Below are 16,284 nucleotides of genomic sequence, written 5' to 3' on the forward strand. Positions count from 1 at the left end.
CCGCCAAGCTAAATGCCGCCCGGGCAAGGCTCTTGACCTGCCGCCAAGCTAAATGCCGTTCATGCGAGGCTCTTGACCTGCCGCCAGGCTTCAAGCTCGCGCTCCAAATGCCTAAGCAGCTCGTCGACGCCGGCGACGAAATCCGCCCGGGCGGCCGCGTCCATCGCCCGGATCAGGCGCGCCGCTTCCTGCGTCAGCGAATCGCGCCTTTGCGCGGCGGCCAGCAGCTCCCGCAGCCGGTCCTGCACCGGCGCGCCGTCCGCGGCTCCCGGCGCGGCCAGTCCGCCGCCAAGCGGCTCTGGCGCGCCGCCGGGCGCCGGGCCGCCCTGCCGCCCCGGCGCCGCGGATTGCCCGGCCGGCGGGAGCGCCGCCGCGCCGGCCTGCCCGGGCGCTGCAGGCGCTTCGCCGCCCGGCTGCGCTTCCGGCGCCGAAGCGGCGCCGCCCGGCTGCGCTTCCGGCGCCGAAGCGGCGCCGTCCGCGGCATTCCCCGCGGACGACGGCGTTGCCGGCGGCTGAGCTGCCGCCGGCACGCCGGGCTGCGCCTTCGCCGTCTTCGGCGCAGCCGGCTTGGCGCGCTCCGCTTTGTTCTGCTCGAACACGGACCACGTTTCGAGCAGCTCGCGTCCCGTTTTATACAAGAGCTTGTCCTTCGTGCCGGACGAGATGCTTTTGTCCTTGAAGAGGCGGGCGATCTTCTTCACGTCGCTAACGGGCAGCTCGTCCCGTGCGGCGATGAGCGCCAGCGGATCGCGATGCTCGAGCGGCAAATCCTTGAGCGGCAGCAGCTGCTCCTCCGTCAGCAGGTCCTTGCGGATTTCCGTTCCGCTCACGACCCGCTTTTTCACCGCGCCGCCGAATTTCAGCAGCTCGCATTTGTTGCGGATATACGACTCCGGTTTACCCAGCTTACCGGACAAATATTTGACCGAGCTGCTGAATTTCGGATTGTTCAGCAGCTTGTCGAACGCTTCCGCCTCCTCGATCGGCGAGAAGCCTTCGCGCGTCAAATTTTCGGCAATCTGCTCCAAATAAATATCCGTCTCGTCCGTCGCCGCCGATACGATGCATGGAATCGTCGCTTTTCCCAGCAGCCGGCAGGCTTTATACCGGCGATTGCCATATATGATGACATAACGCCCGTTCCCGGCCGTCCTTACTTTTATCGGCGACAGCAGGCCAAGCTCTCCGATGCTGCGCATGAGCTCCTGAAGCGCTTCTTCATCGAAGCGGTAACGGGGCTGGCCGGTGTCTTCGTCGATTTGGTCGATCGGAATGTCTACGATGTTCACTCGGTGCCTCTCCTCGCGTTCGTAATGCCGCCGGTCATGGCGGGAATATTACGATTATACCACGTACCGCAGACCGGGAAACGTTCCTCCTGCCCGGAAAAGGCCGAAGCTGCCGATGCTTGAGCGCAATGAAACGATCCGATGCAGCAAAAAAAAAGGCCGAAACGGCTCGTTATGAACCGTTTCGGCCGTCCGTTTACGTTCAGCCTGCGCCCGTGCCGCTTCCCGACTGCGACGACTGCGCTTTGTTCGCCTCGTCGGCCAGCGCCTTCTGCAGCTCCTGCTGGCCCTGCGTCTGGATATCCGCCAAAGCCTGATCGAGCGAGGCTTTACCATCCGGCACTTCCTTCAGCTTCTGCTGCGCCATCCCGAAAAACGACATGAGAAAGCTCTGCGGGAGCTTGCTGTAAGCCTCGTTAAGCGAAGCATTCGACGGCTTCAGACTGTAGAACGCCTTCATATTATGATTGCCGTCGTCCTGGATATACGCTGTCCGGACAGGGAGTGTGCCGTCCTGCAGCTTGGATGCCAATCTGGCGTAATCCTCGCTCGTCACATACCGGATAAATTCCTTGGCCGTGTCGGCGTTGACCGATTTGGCGTTCACGGCGTAAATCTGGTTGAACGACATGTAGGAGGTGGAATCCGGATTGTTCGGATCGACCGGCATCGTCACGATATCCCAGTTTTTGATCGCTTTGTCCGCCGCTCTCGTCTGCGCTTCCTTGATTTGCTGCAAATAGTAGCCGCCCTGCAATACCATGCCGACCATGCCCGCGATAAAAGGATCCTGCAGCAGGTAATCCTCGTAGCTCGTGCTGCCGCTTGTCGGAGTCGGCGTTTCCGAATAAAGCGTGCCGGATTTCATCGCACTCAGCGCCGTTTGGAATACTTTCTTCCATGCGGGCGTATTGATGGTCACCTGCTTGGTGGCCGGATTGACCGTACTGAGATTTTCGGAAGAACCGATCAGGCTGCCGAGCTGATAAAGATCGGTGGTATAGCCGAGCGAAAGCCCGTAAACCCGGCTGTCCTTCGTGCCGTCCGTCGGAAACCGCTGCGCGAGCTGAATCATCTGGTCCCAGCTCATTTTATCGGTTGGCGGCGAGATGCCGTATTTATTGAACAAGTCCTTATTGTAAAACACGACCTGACTGTAAAAGATGGGGGAAAGGCCGTACAGCTTTCCGCCGGTCAGCCCCTTCATATAATCGAGATAGCCGGGGATGAGCGTCTCCTGGTGATAGTTTTTATCCTGAACCACCGTATCGAGCTCCAGCAGCCGGTTCTCTCCGGCAAATTTGGTCAGCTGATCCGGGGTCAGCATCACGACGTCGGGCTGTTCCTTGTCGACGAATTTCTCCAGCTCGGCTTCGGGATCTTTGTTCGGATCGAACGGGCCGTTCTGCTGATTGGTGACGACGGTTACGTCCACATCCGGATGAACCGCCGAATACGCGAGCCCGAGCTGACTGTAAAACGATCTTTCGTCGTAAAACATCACCTTCAATGCTTTTTTTTCCGTGCTTTTCTGCGGGCTTCCGCCAGTCAGACTGCATCCCGCCAGCACAATCGGCATGCAGGCCAGCCCGATCATGGCGATTTGCCTGAAGCGTAAATCCTTCAACTCCCACACTCCTCTTTTCGAATTCGATCGGTTAATCCTAAATTTTCCTTGTAAATTGTATCATATATTTTCTATCAAATCCCATATTTTACACTTAAAATCTTGCTAAAATATACGTGCGTCAGCGGACGGGCTCCGGCTGGCGCACACGTCGTGCAGCTGGCAGGTTCGACGCTTGTTTGCTAGGTCAGCGTTGCCAAATGGGTATAAACATGCTAAGTTAAAAGTAGCTTTCTTTTGGTTTTAGTTACCTATTTCAAATAGGGATGGTGCAGCCGAATGCCGCAGAAAGAAGTTAGACTTGCCGTTCCCGACCGGGATGGCCAGCTGTCGCTTATGTTCGCAAGAGGCGGTCCGCGAGCCGGCTCCGGCCGAAAAGCGATCGGCGAAACGAAAAAAATATCGCTGACTTTGCCCGGGGAAACGTGGGAGGCGATTGAGCGGCAGTGCGCCGCCCTCGGCTGCTCGAAATCCGAGCTGCTGCGGACGCTGATCCATGCGGGAATGGCGAACGGGGAACGGGGGTGAGCGGGTGCGGATTATCGCTGACCGGAACGAGCTGCTACGCGCTTTGAAGTATACAACCCATGCGATATCGGCCGATGCTTCGGAACAGCCAATCATGAACGGGCTAAAAATCGAAGCCGGCTCCGGAAGCCTTACGCTGACGGCCGTCAAGACCGGCCTGTCCATACAGGCCGCGATACCCGCTCAAACGAGCGGCTTGCCTGGCGGCACGCACGGCGCTGCCGTCATCCCGGCACGGTATTTGACCGATATTTTCCGGCGGCTGCCCGCCGGGCCGGTAACGATTGAAGCGGCGGATTCGTCTCGCCTCACCATTCGGGCGGGAGCCTCCGTCTTCCGGCTGCACGGCATGAATCCGGCACATTTTCCGCAAATTGCGCTGCCGCCGGAAGCCAAAGGATCGGTAAAGCTGTCCAGCCGGCTGTTGAAGGAGGCCATCAAAGAGGTCGCTTGCGCTGCCTCGCTGCCTTCCTACAAAAGCTGCCGCCACAAAAAAAAGCTGGAGCGGAAACGTTACGTTTCCCTCCAACTTTTTTGCTTGAGTGACTTATTGGACAGCGCCTGTTCATTCCTATTGAAAATAATCCTGCAGGCCGGCCGCGATGGCATTGGCCGCGTCCCGCTGGAAGCTGGACGTCCGGACCAGCTTCTCGTCCTGCTTGTTGGTCAGAAACCCGAGCTCCACCAGCGCCGCTGGCTGGTTATTCTCGCGCAGCACATGGAAATCGCCGAACGAGATGCCGTTGTTCTTCAGCCCGACCGCATTCTTGCCGAGATGGCCGTCGATGGCGCGCGCCAGCGGCTCGTCTTTGTTTTCCGAATAATAAAAAGCCAGCGTGCCGGAAGTATTCTTCGTGGAAGAGTTGTAATGAATGCTGACGAACGCATCGGCTCTTGCCGACTCGCTGATCTCCACCCGGTCGGACAGCGAAGGCTTGGTGTCGCTGGTGCGGGTCATAATGACCTTCGCGCCGAGGCTGCGCAGCCTGTCCGCCAAGAGCTTCCCGGTGCTGAGCGTCAAGTCCTTCTCTTCCGTGCCCAAATAGGTGCCGATCATGCCCGGATCGTCGCCGCCATGGCCGGGATCGACCACGATGACCTTGCCGCGGAGGCCGCCGTGCGCGGAAGGCGGCTTATTTTCGGATGAAGCCCCGGCCGATGCGCCGCCGATATATTGGCCGGACATCCACCCTTCGACCCGGCTTTCGGTCAGCACCTTAAACCAGCCGCTTTTGCTGTCCAGGAGGTTGACCTTGTCCCCTTTGCTGAGGCTGCCGATCATATCGTAGCTCGTTCCCGGCCCTTTGCGGATACGAACGGAATCGCCCGTCACGACTCCTTGGTCGGAGACGGAAGCAATATGTACGTCGTCCTTGCCTTTTCCAGAGGAGCCCGCCGTAGACGCCGTGGACGCCGACGCGCCCTTTGACGATGTCTTCACCAGATAATAGCCGGCCACCCAGCCGGACAGGCTGCCGGCCTTGACCTTCATCCACCCGTACTGCTCGTCCGAGACGGCTACCGTCTCGCCCTGCTTCAGGTACCCGACCTCGTCGGCGCTGCCGCTCGGTTCATCGCGCACGGTAAGCGTATCCACCGAAACCTTGTAGGTGCCCGCGGTTCCCGCTTCGGCGGGAATCGCCCGTGCTGCGCCCAGGAACAACAGGGCAATCAACATTCCGCATACGATTTTTTTCAATGCCCAAACCTCTCCATTGGTGTTTTTTGTATTGTTCATTATATCAACGTCTGGGAGAATTGGGCACCCCTTTTCAAAGATTCATGACGTAATTTCGTTCAGAAGAACCGAACGGGAGCCCGCGGCAGCCGGGCTCCTGCGCCTAATCTACCATTCCAGCTCGACCTGCGCGCCCTCCGGATCGCCGGGATAACGGACAAGCAGCGTGCCGGTATCCGGGTCGAAACGGACATCCGCCGGCTGCGAACCCCCCGCCACGGCCCTGCGGGGCGGAGCGGAACAGCGTATGCGCGTGCTGACGGTCATACCGGCCGGGGACTCGGATACGAAAACGAGCCGGCCCGCTTCCCGCCGCTCGTCGCGGATGCGCGACGAGCTGACCAGGATTTCGGGCTCTCCGGTCAAGGCCGGCTTCCCCGCGCCGTTCAAATCGTACAGCAGGCAATCTTCGCCCGGCTTCAGCTCCACGCCGTTCCGCACGGGAAGGTCCGCTTCGAACAGGTCGATAAACCGGCCTTCCAGTACCGTTGCGGATGTCGAATCCGTCTCGTCCAGCGCGCGGGCGATCACATACGGGCCGCGTTTGATTCGCAGCGCGCCGCTTTCCTTGTAATCGCCCGCCTCTCCGCGCAGCTCCAACGCCCGCCGAACGCCGGCGCATACGCGCTGCGCGCCTTCCTCCGACCGCGAGAGGGCGGCGGGACTCACCTGGATATAAATAACGGCCCCGTCCCCGACCGGATACTCGCCTTCCTCCGGATTGCGCCCGAGCCCGAGCGATTCGAACAGATGCTCCTCCGGCCTGTCGTACGTCCGGCTGCCGGCTCCGCGGTTCCACCACTCCCGCACGCCGTGGAAAGGATCCGAGCCGTCGCCGGCGTAGATCAGCACGCCGCCCTCCCGCACCCATTGGCCGATCGCCTGATGGATGCCCGGGTGCTCCGGCTTCATGAATTCGTAGCTGAGCATCAGCACCCGGTAGCCTTCCAAATAGCCCGGGAACGTCAAAATATTGTCCAGCTGCACGGGACGCAGCGGGATGCCCTTCTTCACGAGCGGCAGCGCGAGCCCATAGAAGGCCGACCAATCGAGCAGCTCCTGCTGCTCCGCCGACAGCGAGCCGGGCGCCCCGGTGCCGTCGTATTTGAAGCTTTGCCGGTCTTCGCCCTCCGCGATGACGTCGCCGCGCTGATACATGGCCGAATTGGCCAGGCAGAGACCGATGCCCGTCGTATACGGCGCCCGGCCGCCGCTGTCCCCGGCCTCCTCTTCATGATTGTGCATATCGCGCAGCACGTTCATCACCGTCAGCAGGACGGTGGCGTAATCGCCGGGAATCGTTTCTTTCCCGGTGCCGTCCTCCTTCGGATAGCTGCCTTCGAACACGCGGCGCGGCCACGGGCAAACCTCGTACCGGCTCACCCCGGGGTGAAGCAGCGAAGCGACGACGGTCGCGCGGTAGTTTTTCCGGTAATCGTTCCAGGCGTAGCGCGGGTTGTCTTCGATCGGATCGTGCAGAAACCACATGTCGCGTCCCGTACCGCGCGTCAGCTCCTGCATAATGCCGTATTCCAGGTAAGCCGTCTCGAACGTCCGCTCGCGGCGGACACCCTTATAGACATTCGCGGTTCGCGCCGTTCCCGTCCAAATCTGCGCGATAAAGCCGTCACAGGACGGCATCGACACGAGCAGCGCTTCGGGGCTGACGATGCGCCACTGCGTATAATTGATGAGGCTGTGCGTCGGCACGTAGAAACGGACCGTCCGTCCGTACGTCACCAGCGAATATTCCTTCATCTGGCTGCAAATCCGGTCCAGCGTCCGGTAATAAAGCGCCGCCTTCAGCTTGGAAGCCCGGTATTGGGCGTCCGGAGAGCTGTGCGGGGGAATCCATTCCTCCCCGTAGTAGTTCAGCCACTCCCGCTTGAACGCTTCCGAATAGCCGGACTGAGCCCAATATTCCGGCTCCTCCATATGAATCGCCTCGGCGCCGCAATCGATCGCCGTCTTGATGTACGTCGCCAAATATTCGGCGAACGAAATCGTCGGCACCATATACGGCACGTCCTTGCCGTGCAGCAGATGCTTGCCTTCCCTGTCCGTCTGCGCTTCGTCCCAATGGTCGCGGCCGTCGAAGCGGCCATACAGGTAGTCCTGGTACTGGCCCCATGACACGCCCGTCATCAGGTGAATCGTATAGCCGGCCCGCTTCCATCCTTCGATGCGCTCCGGCAAATCGGCGCCGATGCCGTATACCATGACGAAGTCCGTGCGCAAATCGTATTTCGGCCCATACGGCCGCGACTCCTGAAACCCGGTCCACTCGGGACTTCTTTTCGTTAATCCGCTCAAGACGTTACTTACCTCCTTCGGCCTTCGCCGGTTCGATTTGTCCGGGTCGGTTCCCGCTCGCAGGCCAGCGCGCCGCTGACGCTGCGGGAAGCATCAGAGCGCGCGCTCGGAAACGGCGCGCGCTCTGCATTTCCGGACATGTGCGGGACCGTCAGTTCGGCAGTCCCAGCTTCACGACTTCCTTGCCCTTCAAATTATCGTTTACATATTTCATCGCATCGTCATAGCCGGTCTTCTTCATCTGGTCGCGCAGCGCATTCAGAATCTTGAGCGCGTCGGCGTCCGACTTCGCGAAAATCGCCTGCTGCCAGACGTCGCTGATCTGATCCATCGACGGTTTCAGCGAGTCCCATTCCGGCGATTTGGAGATGACGTCTCCCGGATTGTAGGCGGAGATCACCTTGATGCCGTTCGGGCGGAGAATTTTGCGCGCGTTTTCCATTGCCGCGATCCGATCCTGATCGGCCCAAATGTCGCCGCCGAGCGAGTTGGTGCGGTCCTGGCCGGTCATGCTTTCGAAGCCGATGCCGAAGCCTTCGTTCTTCTTTGCTTTGCCCGTCGTATCCGTGGCGAATTTATCGAAAAATTCCTTTTTCGCGACCGGCTTGCCGTTCACCATGTCGTAATGGACGCCTTCAATGCCGTAATGCACGAGCTTGAAGCCTTCATCGGACGCGAGGAAATCGAGCAGCTTCAGCGCCGCGTCCACATTTTTGCACGCTTTCGTGATGGCCGTCACGTTATTGCCCTGAATCGCGAGGTCGGCCGGCCGGTTCGGCTCGGCTCCGGCCCGCTCCAGCGGCCCGATCGGCACGTAGTCGCTGCCTGGATGCGCTTTCACGTATTCCTTGGAAGCGTCGAGAATGGCAGGGTAATGCGCGGCCAGAATGGCGATGCGGCCCTGCTGCACTTTTTCGTTCGCGATCGGGTCCGTCTGCGTGAACGCTTCGGGATCCAGCAGCCCTTCGGAGATCAGCTTCCGGTAGTACAGCGTGTAATCCTCGTACGCTTTCGTGAAGAACGAATGCTCCAGCGTCCCGTCGCCTTTATCGGCATAATCCGCCCCGTAAAACATCGTGTTGCCAATCGTGACGGCCCAGCCGCTGTGGAAGCCGCCGAGCGGAATGACGGGCAGGCCGTTTTCCTTCAGTCCCGCGTCCTTGATTTTTTTCAGCAGGCTGTACAGGTCGTCCTTCGTCTTCACCGACTGCGGGTCGACGCCGACCTTCTGCGCGATATCTTTACGGATATAAAAGCCGTACAGCCAATCCATTGCGTCCTTGTCCGTCGCCGGCTGGTTCTGGTACAGCAAATACCGTTTGTCGCCGAAGGCGCCTTCCGCCTTGTCGTACAGCGCCGGCGGCATGTTTTCCTTGGCGATCTCCTTCTCCAGGTTCGGATAATTGGCCAGCTTGCCCGAAATATCGACCAGCTGGTCCTCGTTCGCCGCTTTAATGATGCCGTCGAGCTCGCCGCCCCATGCCGGGCCGGTATAGATGTCGGGCAGATCCTGCGTCGCGAAAATCGTGTTGACCTTCTCGACCTCGCTGCCTTTCGTATAATCGAACTCCACCTTCACGCCCGTCTTCTCCTCGATCGCTTTGGCGATCGGCGTCATGTCGACGTCGCCGCCGCTCGAGCCGTTCCAGTTGTGCAAAATTTTCAGCGTTACCGTCTTGCCCGTGCCGGCGCTGCCGCCGGAATCGGAACTCCCGGTATTTCCGCCGCCGTTATTACCGCCGCTCGTGCAGCCGGCAAGCGCGCCGCCCATCAAGCTCGCCGCAAGTAAAGCCGAAGCCAGTTTGAGCCGCTTGTTCCACATACGAACCCCTCCCGTTAACAAGTATAGTCCTCTATGATAAAGTCCCGCCGAGCGCGGAACGTTTATCCTTTTGCCGCAAAAAGCCCAATCGGCGCTCAGCCTTTCACCGAGCCGAGCATCGTGCCCTTCACGAAATACCGCTGCAGGAACGGATAAACGCACAAAATCGGAAACACGGTAATGACAAGCAGCGCCATCCGCAGCGATTCCGGCGTCGAGCCGGCGAGGTTGACGTTGACCGTCTGTCCGCCCTCCTGGGACGCCCGCTGCAAGGAAGAAGAAAGCGCTTCCGCTTCAGTCAGCATTTGCTGGAGCAGCGTCTGGACGGGAATCAGATTTTTGTCGGATACGTAATAAGCGCCGGAAAACCAGTCGTTCCAATGGGTGACGCCGATAAACAGCGAGATGGTCGCCAGCACCGGCCCCGACAGCGGAAGAATGATTTTCAGGAAAATTTGAAAATCGCCGTAGCCGTCGATGCGCGCCGATTCCTCCAGCTCCTCCGGGATCCCCTGCAGAAACGTGCGAATGATGACGATATGAAAAAAACTGAACAGCAGCGGAATGACATATACCCAGAAGGTGTTGATCAGATGCAGCTTTTGCAGCGTAATGAAAAACGGAATAAAGCCCGCGCTGAAGATGGTCGGCAGAAAAATGTAATAAGCGAAAAACGTGCGCCCCGGAAGCGACTTCTTCGACAGCGCGTACGCCATCATCGTGCAGAGCGACACATGCAGGAACGTGCCCAGCAGCGTCCGCATGATCGTGATTTTATAAGCCTGCCAGATCCGATGGTTCTCGAACACCTGCGCGTAATTGTCCATCGTAAACTTGCGGGGGAAGAAATACAGCGCCCCGAGCATCGAGTCCTTCCCGTCGTTCAGCGAATAGACGAGAATATAAATGAACGGATAAATCATCGTTAATGCGAACAGCGTCAAAAGCGTATAATTCAGCAGCTCGAACAAAGGGAGCTTCCTGCTCGCCATACCGTCTCACTCCTTCCGGTTCGTTAGAAAAGGGACACGTCGCTCACCTTGCGGGCAATCCGGTTGACCGTCAAAATGAGAATCAGCGCAATGACGCTCTGGAACAATCCGACGGCGGCCGCGTAGCTGAGACGTCCTTCGCTGATGCCGGAATTAATGACGTGGACGTCGAGCACGCTGCCGATCGCCGCCGTCGCCGGTCCGTTCAGCAGCAGGAGCTGCTCAAAGCCCGCGCTCATCAGGCTGCCGGTGGCGAGAATGAACAGAATGACGGAAATGCCGCGTATGCCGGGCAGTGTCACGTGCCAGATTTGGCGGAACCGTCCCGCCCCGTCGATTTTCGCCGCCTCGTACAGCTGCTGGTCGATGCCGGCGATGGCCGCCATGTAGATGATCGAGTTCCAGCCGATGTTTTTCCATACGTCCGAACCGACGATAATCTGATAAAACCAGGTCGTATTGTTCAGAAACTGGATCGGGTCTTTGACCGCCCCGGAAGCGACCAGAAAATCGTTGACCGGCCCGCCGTACGGGGTGAGCAGGCGCTGCATCAGCGTAACGACCACGACCCAGGAGACGAAATACGGCAGATATGAAAGCGTTTGCACCGTTTTCTTGAATTTAAGGCTGCGAACTTCGTTCAATAGGATCGCAAGCACGATCGGCATCGTAAAACCGACGATAAGCTTCATCGCGCTGATGATCAGCGTGTTCCGGATCAGGTCGCCGGCCAAATAATAATCGAAGAATTGGCGAAAATATTTCAGTCCCGCCCACGGGCTGCCGGTAAAGCCGCCCGTAAACCGGAAATCGCGGAATGCGACCTGGATGCCGAAGAGCGGCACGTAGGAGAAGATAAAAAACCAGACAATGCCGGGCAGCAGAAACAGGTAAAACAGCCTGTGCCGCCAAATGCGTTTCCACAGCAGGGATGCCGTCACTTGCGGTTCCTCCTTCTTCGTCGTGTAGAAGACGGACGGCCGGAGCGGCGGCCCGGGCCGCGCCGCCCGTCCGGGGGCCTTACAATGCGGGAGCCTCGAAGCGGACCGTCTTGATCTCGAACGGTCCGAACGACAGCGGAATGTTCGCCCCGTCCGTCTCCAGCCGCTCGAGCTTCGTCTCCATCAAGTCGGCCAGCCATGCCTCCGCGAAAGAGAAGCCTGCCGCCAGCGTCGTCTGCAGCCGCGTACCGGCCGTTTCGTACAGCCGGACGACGAGGCCGCCGCCGTCCTCGGACCGCTTCACCGCCTCAACCATCACGTGCGGATGACCCGGCAGCAGGAAGGACCGGCCGGCCGGCCATGCGGCCGCGCCTTCGGCAGCCGCGGCCGTCTCGTATACGGCCGCTTGCGCTGCGGCCGGCGCCTCGGTACCGCTGCGCTCGCCTGCCGCCGCCCCGGCTGTCGCGGTCAGCGCTTCGGGCGCGCGCCGCTCATCCGGCCGCAAGCCGCCCGAATCCGCGCCGCCCGCCGTCCGCAGCGGCACGTTAAGCTCGCAGCCGCGCTTATACACCTCGGCCCGGACGTGATCTCCCGGATGCGGATATAGCGAGTACGTAAACGCATGCCCGGCGCGGTCCGCGTCCGGATCGGGGTAGGACGGGCTGCGCAGCAGGTTCAGGTCGAGCTCGCTTCCTTCGGCGCGATGCCCGTACTTGCAGTCGTTCAGCAGCGCCACCCCGTAATCCGGCTCGGACAGATCGACATAATGATGCGCGCAGATTTCGTCCTTTGCGTAATCCCACATCGTATTGCGGTGCGTCGGCCGTTTCAGGTACCCGAATTGAATGTCGCAGACGACGCTGTCCGCGCGGACGTCCGCCGGGAACGACGTGCGGAGCATTTTGCCCGATTCCTTCCAGTCCGCCGTCGTCTCGAAATCGATCCTGCGGCTGCCTGCGGTCAGAACGACGCGCTGCACAAGCTCGGACTCGCCGAAAGCGTAGCGCATGACGAAACCGGCCGTCGGTCCGTCCGCGATTTCGCTCATGTTCAGCAGCCGCAGCGGCATGCCGCCGGTCTCCCGGTAATCCTGACGGAAATCCCAGGCGTCGCCGTCGTCGGCGTAAACGCGCAAATTGTTCGCCCGCTTCCCCTGCGGCACGATTTCGCGCCCCTGCTCCTTGTCGAGAATCGATACGATGGCGCCCTTGTCGTCGAACGTGATCTTCAGCAGCTCGTTCTCGGCCTCGCGCTCGCCTGCCGACACGCGCAGCGTCTCGAATTTCTCCGCGGCCTCCTGCGCTGCAAGCCCCGAGGCCTGACCGGGAGCTGCATTCTCAGACACATCGGCGCCGGCGCCGGACGTCTCATCCAGCACGGTATACCCCATCGCCGGCACGCACACGCGCCGCCAGCGCCCGTCCAGCTTGAGCCATTCCTCCCGCTCCCACGGCAGCGAGTTGAACACGATCGTTCCGGTCTCCCGGCCGGCCGCCGCTGCATAGGCCTCGGTGATCATCCGGCCGGTCCGCTCCAGCAGCGCCGCGTAACGCTCCAGCGACTCGTCGTACACCCGCTTGATCGACGAGCCCGGCAAAATATCGTGGAACTGGTAAAGCAGCACTTCCTTCCACATATCCTCCAGCGCTTCGGCCGGATAAGGCCGTCCGCCCGCAAGCTCCGCCAGCACGGCGGCGAATTCGAGCTCCCGCAGCGCCTTCTCCAGCTTGCGGTTGTACCGCTTGTTCCGGGCCTGGCTCGTCAGCGTGCCCTGATGCTTCTCGAGATACAGCTCCCCGCTCCAGGTCCGGTAGCGGTCCGCGCCTTCGGCAAGCCGCTCGAAAAACCGCGCCGACGGCTCCTGCACGACCGGGCTTAAGCCCAGCAGATTGCGCTCGCGCGCCAGCCGTTCCAGGTGCTCCTCGCCCGGGCCGCCTCCGCCGTCGCCGATGCCGAACAGCATCAGGCATCGGTCGGATACGCCTTTGTCCAAATAATCCTGCTCCGCCTTCACAATCGAACGCGGCGCAGCCGGACTGTTGTACGTATCCTCGGGGGGCATATGCGTCAGCACCTTCGAGCCGTCGATTCCTTCCCACATGAACGTGTGGTGGGGATGGCGGTTGTATACGCTCCACGACAGCTTCTGCGTCATCATGTAATCGACGCCGGATTTTTTCAGAATTTGCGGCAGGCTCGCCGTATAGCCGAACACGTCGGGCATCCAGAGCGTCTTCATGTCCTGCCCGAACTCCGCTTGGAAAAACCGCTTGCCGTACAAAATTTGCCGGACGAGCGATTCCCCGCCGGGCACGTTCGTGTCGGACTCTACCCACATCGCCCCCTGCGGCTCCCAGCGGCCTTCCTTCACCCGCTCCTTGATCCGGCCGTACAGCTTCGGATAGCGGCTCTTCATCCAGTCGTACAGCTGCGGCTGGCTTGCCCCGAACACGTAATCGGGATACCGCTCCATCATGCGCAGCGCCGTCGAGAACGTCCGCGCTCCCTTGCGGATCGTCTCGCGAATCGGCCACAGCCACGCCAGGTCGATATGCGCATGACCGACGGCGCTGATCGTCAGCACCGGGTCGCCGCCTCGAAGGGCCAGCTGTCCGCCCAGCATTTCGCGGGCTTTCGCGACGCGCTCGTCGGTAATGGCCGTAAGCAGCAGCGACGCTTCATAAAGCGTGCGGAAAATGCGCTCCTTCCGCGCCGTGCCCGCCGGCAGCCGCTCCGCCGTCTCCAGCAGCACCTCCCAGTCGTAATACAGCTGCCGGACCTCCTCCCGGCAGACGGCGACGAGCGCCTCCTTCAGCGTGCCGCTGCGGAACCGGCCGAACAGATCGTTGCAGCCGGCGTCGCCCCACAGGTCGATCCGCTCCGCGCCTGTCGACGATTCGCTGACGTGCACGACGCGCTTGCCCGGCAGCCCGAGCGAATAATCGAATTCGGAATTGATATTCGTCAGCCCCTGCACGGGGGTTCCATCGTCGTCGACCAGGCACAGCTCGCCGTTTACATCGATCAGCAGGACGACCTTGCCGCCCTTCGCCCGCTCCGGCACCGCCCCGCTGAAATGAAACCAGGCGCAGTCCCACAGCTCGCCCCACTTGTCGCCGGGAGCAAGCTCCACCCGCCGTCCGGACATCCGTTCCGCGTAGGGCACCGGCTCCGGCGTCACCCAGGCGGTCACGGCCAGCTGCGCAACCGGCTCGTAAATGCTCGCCTGAAGCCGGTTCTGCACCGCTTTCAGTTGCTCGGGTCTAATCGTTTCGTATGGCATTTACAGCTCCGTCTCCTTTTTTGCAGGCCATATCGTCCAGGCTCTAATCTTCCGGCTGCCTGTTCTGTATGCCGTCTTCGGCTACCCATAATATAATATATGCATTGTATATATTCAATATATTTTTATTGAATAATATTTTCCTTGACAGCGAAGCTTGCTTTGCCGCTTCAGGCAGGGAAGTCACCTTGCCCTGGCCCGTTCAAGCCAGGGTATATGCGAGTCCCGAACGTTTTAAGCATGCAAAAAACCGGCTTCCGCCGCCGCTCAGGGGCGGCAAAGCCGGTTCCTATCGCAAACCGCGGATAACCGCGGACACATGCAAATAAACCTCCGGCTTCCTTAGCGGAAACCGGAGGTTTGCAGCCGTTCCTGCGCCGGACAGCCAGCCGCCGGACTATACCCTGGGAGGGCCGGACGTCTGCCGTCTACGCTCGAGGAGTCCGGACGTCTTGCGTTTATGCCCTGGAGACCGGTCGTCCGGCGGCCTACGCCCGGGGAGGGCCGGACGTCTGGCGGACGACAAGCTCGGGCTCGATCAGCGTCTTGACATACTTGATACCCCTGCCGCCGCCCTGCCGGATCACGTCCAGCAGATTCTCGGCCGCGCGGCAGCCCATCTCGTATTCGAACTGCTTGATATGCGTAAAAATGCTGAATTCCTCCACGATCGAGGTCGGATCGTCGAAGCTAACGATGGACAAGTCTTCGGGTACGCTGAGGCCCGCCTGACGCGCCATTTGATAAATTTGCACGCCGAGCCGTCCGTTCAGCGTAATGTACGCCGTCGCCATCCGGTTCTTGATATACCGGTACAGCGGATGGGATTCGGCATCCTTCAGGCTGTCCACGCTGAAGTCGGTGATGATGTGGGCCGGATTGATGAGCGCCTCTTTGTTCTTCAGCGCGTTCATGTAGCCCTCGATCCGCTCCTGAACCGTAACGGTCTGCAGCGGCGAATCGGAACAGATGGCGATTTCCCGGTGCCCCAGCTCCCACAGGTGGTCGACCGCAAGACTGGTGCCGAGCCGGCCGTCGGAGGCGATGTAGTTCGTCTCCACGCCCGGCAAATAACGGTCCATCAGGACGAACGGGAAGCCCGAGAACTTCATCGCAAGAATTTCCTCGTTATACTGCTCCTCGTCGACCGGGAAAACAAGCAGCCCCTCCGCCCCGATGTCCTTCAGCGTTTTGATCGCTTCCTTCTCCTTCTCCAGCACGCCGCCGGAGAGCAGAATGACGCTCCGATAGCCTTTTGCCTCCAGCGTCTTGCGGACTCCTTCAAGCAGCCGGATGGCGAAATAATCGTAGATCGAAGGCATGACGAGACCGATAATGCCCGTGCGGGCGCCGCTTTCCCCGCTCCGCGCTTCGGACGCCGATGCGGACGGTTGGGCCTGCGGCGCCGGCGCTTCGGCCGGCTCCTCCGCCTCCCGGCCGCTCACGAAGCTGCCGCGCCCCGGCACCCTTGTAATGATTTTCTCGTTGGCGAGACCCGACAAGGCGTTGACGACGGTAATTTTGCTGACGTTAAACCGTTCCATCAATTCTTTCTCCGTCGGGATGCGGTCGCCTTCCTTCAGCCCTTCGGTATCGATCAGCTCGCGGATATATTCCTGAACCTTCTGGTAAAGCGGTACCCGGTCTGTCGTGTTCATCTCAGATCACCAAATTTCGGTCGAATATTTAGTATATATATTATATTTTTAACCGGCATCGCGCAACCGCCTGCGTACAGCAGCAGTTTACAT

General features: G+C 60.3%; 10 protein-coding genes and 1 pseudogene. 2 read left to right on the plus strand and 9 right to left on the minus strand.

Translation table 11 applies throughout. The annotated features are described in order from the left end of the window. Nucleotides 1-59: 59 nt before the first annotated feature. On the minus strand, nucleotides 60-1,289 hold the full coding sequence (locus PD282_RS21805) for a ParB/RepB/Spo0J family partition protein (RefSeq protein WP_274653169.1): 1,230 nt from the start codon (nucleotides 1,287-1,289) through the stop codon (nucleotides 60-62). A 202-nt stretch (nucleotides 1,290-1,491) separates the two neighbouring features. Further along, entirely contained in the window at nucleotides 1,492-2,916 is a 1,425-nt protein-coding gene (locus PD282_RS21810; RefSeq protein ID WP_274653170.1) for an ABC transporter substrate-binding protein, read from the minus strand. 279 nt (nucleotides 2,917-3,195) lie between these two features. Here PD282_RS21810 and PD282_RS21815 point away from each other — a divergent pair, with 279 nt between their 5' ends. Both PD282_RS21815 and PD282_RS27480 read left to right on the plus strand, forming a co-directional pair. Next, nucleotides 3,196-3,444: a ribbon-helix-helix domain-containing protein gene (locus PD282_RS21815; RefSeq protein WP_274653172.1), complete on the plus strand. Its 249-nt coding sequence runs from the start codon at nucleotides 3,196-3,198 to the stop codon at nucleotides 3,442-3,444. Next, nucleotides 3,413-3,760: pseudogene (locus tag PD282_RS27480) on the plus strand (hypothetical protein); the annotation flags it as partial. The gene PD282_RS21815 and the pseudogene PD282_RS27480, both read left to right, overlap by 32 nt. A gap of 255 nt (nucleotides 3,761-4,015) precedes the next feature. On the opposite strand, the gene PD282_RS21825 reads toward PD282_RS27480, so the two are convergent. The 7 genes from PD282_RS21825 to PD282_RS21855 form a co-directional block, all read right to left on the minus strand. After that, nucleotides 4,016-5,143, minus strand: a complete 1,128-nt coding sequence (locus PD282_RS21825) for an N-acetylmuramoyl-L-alanine amidase family protein (RefSeq protein WP_274653175.1) — start codon at nucleotides 5,141-5,143, stop codon at nucleotides 4,016-4,018. 147 nt (nucleotides 5,144-5,290) lie between these two features. Continuing rightward, entirely contained in the window at nucleotides 5,291-7,495 is a 2,205-nt protein-coding gene (locus tag PD282_RS21830; protein ID WP_274653177.1) for a hypothetical protein, read from the minus strand. Nucleotides 7,496-7,646: 151 nt separating this feature from the next. Then, nucleotides 7,647-9,317: an extracellular solute-binding protein gene (locus tag PD282_RS21835; RefSeq protein WP_274653179.1), complete on the minus strand. Its 1,671-nt coding sequence runs from the start codon at nucleotides 9,315-9,317 to the stop codon at nucleotides 7,647-7,649. Between the two features lie 95 nt (nucleotides 9,318-9,412). Next, nucleotides 9,413-10,309 carry a carbohydrate ABC transporter permease gene (locus PD282_RS21840; protein ID WP_274653181.1) on the minus strand — a complete coding sequence of 299 codons (897 nt, stop codon included), beginning with the start codon at nucleotides 10,307-10,309 and terminating at the stop codon, nucleotides 9,413-9,415. A gap of 23 nt (nucleotides 10,310-10,332) precedes the next feature. Then, nucleotides 10,333-11,250: an ABC transporter permease gene (locus tag PD282_RS21845; RefSeq protein WP_274653183.1), complete on the minus strand. Its 918-nt coding sequence runs from the start codon at nucleotides 11,248-11,250 to the stop codon at nucleotides 10,333-10,335. A 79-nt stretch (nucleotides 11,251-11,329) separates the two neighbouring features. Then, nucleotides 11,330-14,533, minus strand: coding sequence for an alpha-mannosidase (locus tag PD282_RS21850; RefSeq protein WP_274653185.1), 3,204 nt, complete (start codon nucleotides 14,531-14,533; stop codon nucleotides 11,330-11,332). 488 nt (nucleotides 14,534-15,021) lie between these two features. Continuing rightward, nucleotides 15,022-16,191, minus strand: coding sequence for a GntR family transcriptional regulator (locus PD282_RS21855; protein WP_274653187.1), 1,170 nt, complete (start codon nucleotides 16,189-16,191; stop codon nucleotides 15,022-15,024). Nucleotides 16,192-16,284 lie beyond the last annotated feature (93 nt).

This window comes from Paenibacillus humicola, assembly GCF_028826105.1.
In the GTDB taxonomy this organism is placed as follows: Bacteria; Bacillota; Bacilli; order Paenibacillales; family Paenibacillaceae; genus Paenibacillus_Z; species Paenibacillus_Z humicola.